The organism is Pseudomonas sp. AGC41, from assembly GCF_057334555.1.
Genome location: NZ_JBHFJB010000136.1, coordinates 106,590 through 110,297, shown reverse-complemented (window position 1 = coordinate 110,297; position 3,708 = coordinate 106,590). Strand labels below are relative to the sequence as shown.

Annotated in this window: 3 protein-coding genes; all 3 read left to right on the top strand. The window is 63.9% G+C overall.

Annotated elements, in window-relative coordinates:
• The first annotated feature begins 100 nt into the window (after positions 1-100).
• From aruF to astD, 3 genes are read left to right on the top strand one after another with little or no spacing between them, the layout of a single operon-like run.
• Complete coding sequence (gene aruF, locus ACE04F_RS22435) at positions 101-1,120, top strand: arginine/ornithine succinyltransferase subunit alpha (protein ID WP_434572348.1); 1,020 nt, start codon at positions 101-103, stop codon at positions 1,118-1,120.
• Between the two features lie 56 nt (positions 1,121-1,176).
• Entirely contained in the window at positions 1,177-2,202 is a 1,026-nt protein-coding gene (astA, locus tag ACE04F_RS22430) for an arginine N-succinyltransferase (protein WP_486109975.1), read from the top strand.
• On the top strand, positions 2,199-3,668 hold the full coding sequence (gene astD, locus ACE04F_RS22425; RefSeq protein WP_486110005.1) for a succinylglutamate-semialdehyde dehydrogenase: 1,470 nt from the start codon (positions 2,199-2,201) through the stop codon (positions 3,666-3,668). The genes astA and astD overlap by 4 nt, the downstream gene beginning before the upstream one ends.
• Positions 3,669-3,708: the final 40 nt, after the last annotated feature.

Genomic DNA, 3,708 nt, shown 5'->3' with positions numbered 1-3,708 from the left:
CCCCCCCCCACAGGAGGTTCACTTCAGTGTCCGGTTTTTTTTATTCTCTGTGTATCGACTTCATGGTCGAACCGTTTATTTCAAGTTAAGGAGTGACACCATGCTGGTGATGCGCCCCGCGCAAATGGCTGATCTGGGCGAGGTACAGCGTCTGGCTGCGGACAGTCCGATCGGTGTCACTTCCTTGCCGGACGACGTGGAACGCCTGAGCGACAAGATCGCTGCAAGCGAAGCCTCGTTCGCCGCCGAAGTCAGTTTCAACGGCGAGGAGAGCTATTTCTTCGTCCTTGAAGACACCACCACCGGCAAACTGGTGGGCTGTTCGGCCATCGTTGCGTCGGCGGGTTATTCCGAGCCGTTCTACAGCTTTCGCAACGAGACCTTCGTCCACGCCTCCCGCGAGTTGAAGATCCATAACAAGATCCACGTCCTGTCCCAATGCCACGACTTGACCGGCAACAGCCTGTTGACCAGTTTCTACGTGGTCCCGGAACTGGTCGGCTCGCCGTGGGCGGAGCTCAATTCGCGCGGACGCCTGCTGTTCGTCGCCAGCCACCCGGAGCGCTTCGCCGATTCGGTGGTGACCGAGATTGTCGGCTACAGCGACGAGAATGGCGATTCGCCGTTCTGGGACGCCATCGGTCGCAATTTCTTCGACCTCAATTACGCCGCCGCCGAGCGCTTGTGCGGGCTGAAAAGCCGTACCTTCCTCGCCGAGCTGATGCCGCATTACCCGATCTATGTGCCGCTGTTGCCGGACGCCGCCCAGGAAGCCATGGGCCAGGTTCACCCGCGCGCGCAGATCACCTTCGATATCCTGATGCGCGAAGGTTTCGAAACCGATCACTACATCGACATCTTCGATGGCGGTCCGACCTTGCATGCGCGTGTCTCGGGGATCCGCTCGATCGCCCAGAGCCGCGTGGTGCCGGTCAAGATCGGTGAAACGGTCAAGGGCGTCGGTCGCCAGTACCTGGTCGCCAATGCCCAACTGCAGGATTACCGCGCCGTGCTGCTCGAACTCGATTACGCGCCGGGCAAGCCCGTGACACTGGATATGGAAGCGGCCGAAGCCCTGGGCGTCGGCGAGGGTGCCAGCGTGCGCCTGGTAGCCGTATAACGCTTTACGCCTGAGTTTTTCGCGGGTGGCTTGAGCGGCCCGTTTGAGGAGATAGCATGATCGTTCGTCCCGTACGCAGCAGCGATTTACCCGCTCTGATCGCCCTGGCCCGCAGCACCGGCACCGGCCTGACCACCCTGCCGGCCAACGAAGAGCGCCTGGCGCATCGGGTCGGCTGGGCCGAGAAGACCTTTCGCGGCGAAGCCGGGCGCGGCGATGCGGACTACCTGTTCGTGCTCGAAGACGACGACGGTCGCGTGGTGGGCATTTCCGCCATCGCCGGTGCCGTGGGGCTGCGCGAGCCCTGGTACAACTTCCGCGTCGGCCTGACGGTCAGCGCTTCCCAGGAGCTGAACATCTACCGGGAAATCCCGACGCTGTTCCTGGCCAACGACCTGACCGGCAATTCCGAGCTGTGCTCGCTGTTTCTGCACGCCGACTACCGCAACGGCCTCAACGGCCGCATGCTGGCCAAGGCGCGGCTGCTGTTCATCGCCGAATTCGCCCAGCTGTTCGGCAACAAGATCATCGCCGAGATGCGCGGCATGTCCGACGAAAACGGCCGCTCGCCGTTCTGGGAAAGCCTCGGCCGGCACTTCTTCAAGATGGAATTCAGCCAGGCCGATTACCTGACCGGTGTGGGCAACAAGGCCTTCATTGCCGAATTGATGCCCAAGTTCCCGCTGTACACCTGCTTCCTGTCCGAGGATGCCCGCGCCGTGATCGGCCAGGTCCATCCCGACACCGAACCGGCGCTGTCGATGCTCAAGAGCGAAGGCTTCAGTTATCAGGGCTACGTCGACATCTTCGACGCCGGCCCGGCCGTCGAATGCGAGACCGGCAAGATCCGCGCGATTCGCGACAGCCAGGCGCTGGTGCTGGCCATCGGCACGCCGGGCGATGACGCCACGCCATTCCTCATCCATAACCGCAAGTGCCAGGACTGCCGCATCACCGCGGCGCCGGCGCGCTTTGCCGCGGGCACCCTGGTGGTCGATCCGCTGACCGCCAAACGTCTTCAACTCAACGCCGGCGACCAGGTGCGTGCCGTGGCGTTGTCCGCCGCTCGGGAGACCAAATAATGAAATCGCTGTACATCGCGGGAAGCTGGCTGGAAGGCCAGGGCGACGTCTTTGAGTCGTTGAACCCGGTCACCCAGCAAGTGCTGTGGACGGGCAAGGGCGCCACGGCGGCGCAGGTCGAGTCGGCCGTGCAGGCCGCGCGCCAGGCGTTCCCGGAATGGGCGCGGCGCTCGCTGGATGAGCGCATCCAGGTGCTCGAAGCCTTCGCCGGCACCTTGAAGACGCATGCTGACGAACTGGCTCGTTGCATCGGTGAGGAAACCGGCAAGCCGCTGTGGGAAGCCACCACCGAAGTCACCAGCATGATCAACAAGGTGGCTATCTCGGTGCAGAGCTACCGCGAGCGCACCGGCGAAAAGAGCGGCCCCCTGGGCGACGCCACCGCCGTGCTGCGGCACAAACCTCACGGTGTGGTGGCGGTATTCGGCCCCTACAACTTCCCCGGCCATTTGCCCAACGGGCACATCGTGCCGGCATTGCTGGCGGGCAACTGCGTGTTGTTCAAACCGAGCGAGCTGACCCCAAAAGTCGCCGAGCTGACGGTCCAGTGCTGGGTCGAGGCCGGCCTGCCGGCGGGCGTGCTGAACCTGCTGCAAGGAGCGCGGGAAACCGGTATCGCCCTGGCAGCGGATCCGGGCATCGACGGGCTGTTCTTCACCGGTTCCAGTCGCACCGGCAACCTGCTGCATCAACAATTCTCCGGTCGTCCGGACAAGATCCTCGCGCTGGAAATGGGCGGCAACAACCCACTGGTGGTGGACGAAGTGGCCGACGTCGACGCGGCGGTCTACACGATCATCCAGTCGGCGTTTATTTCCGCCGGCCAGCGTTGCACCTGCGCACGCCGCCTGTTGGTGCCGGAAGGTGCCTGGGGCGACGCCTTGCTGGCGCGTCTGGTGCAGGTCAGCTCGACCATTGAAGTCGGCGCCTTTGACCAGCAACCGGCGCCGTTCATGGGCTCGGTGGTTTCCTTGGGCGCGGCGAAGGCGCTGATGGACGCGCAAAATCATTTGCTGGGCAAGGGCGCCGTGCCACTGCTCGCCATGACCCAGCCGCAGCCCCAAGCCGCATTGCTGACCCCGGGGATCCTCGACGTGACCGCCGTGGCCGAGCGCCCTGACGAAGAGCTGTTCGGGCCTTTGCTACAAGTGATCCGCTACCAGGATTTCGCCGCGGCGATCAGCGAAGCCAACAATACCCAATATGGCCTGGCCGCCGGTTTGCTCTCGGATTCGCAAGAACGTTACGACCAGTTCTGGCTGCAAAGCCGCGCGGGCATCGTCAACTGGAACAAACAGCTGACCGGCGCCGCCAGCAGCGCGCCGTTCGGCGGCATCGGCGCCTCGGGCAACCACCGCGCCAGTGCTTATTACGCGGCGGATTACTGCGCGTATCCGGTGGCGTCGCTGGAGACGCCAAGCCTGGTGATGCCGGCCAGCCTGACGCCTGGCGTGCGAATGGCGTAGCCCCCTTCGCGAGCAGGCTCGCTCCCACAAAGGATTGCGC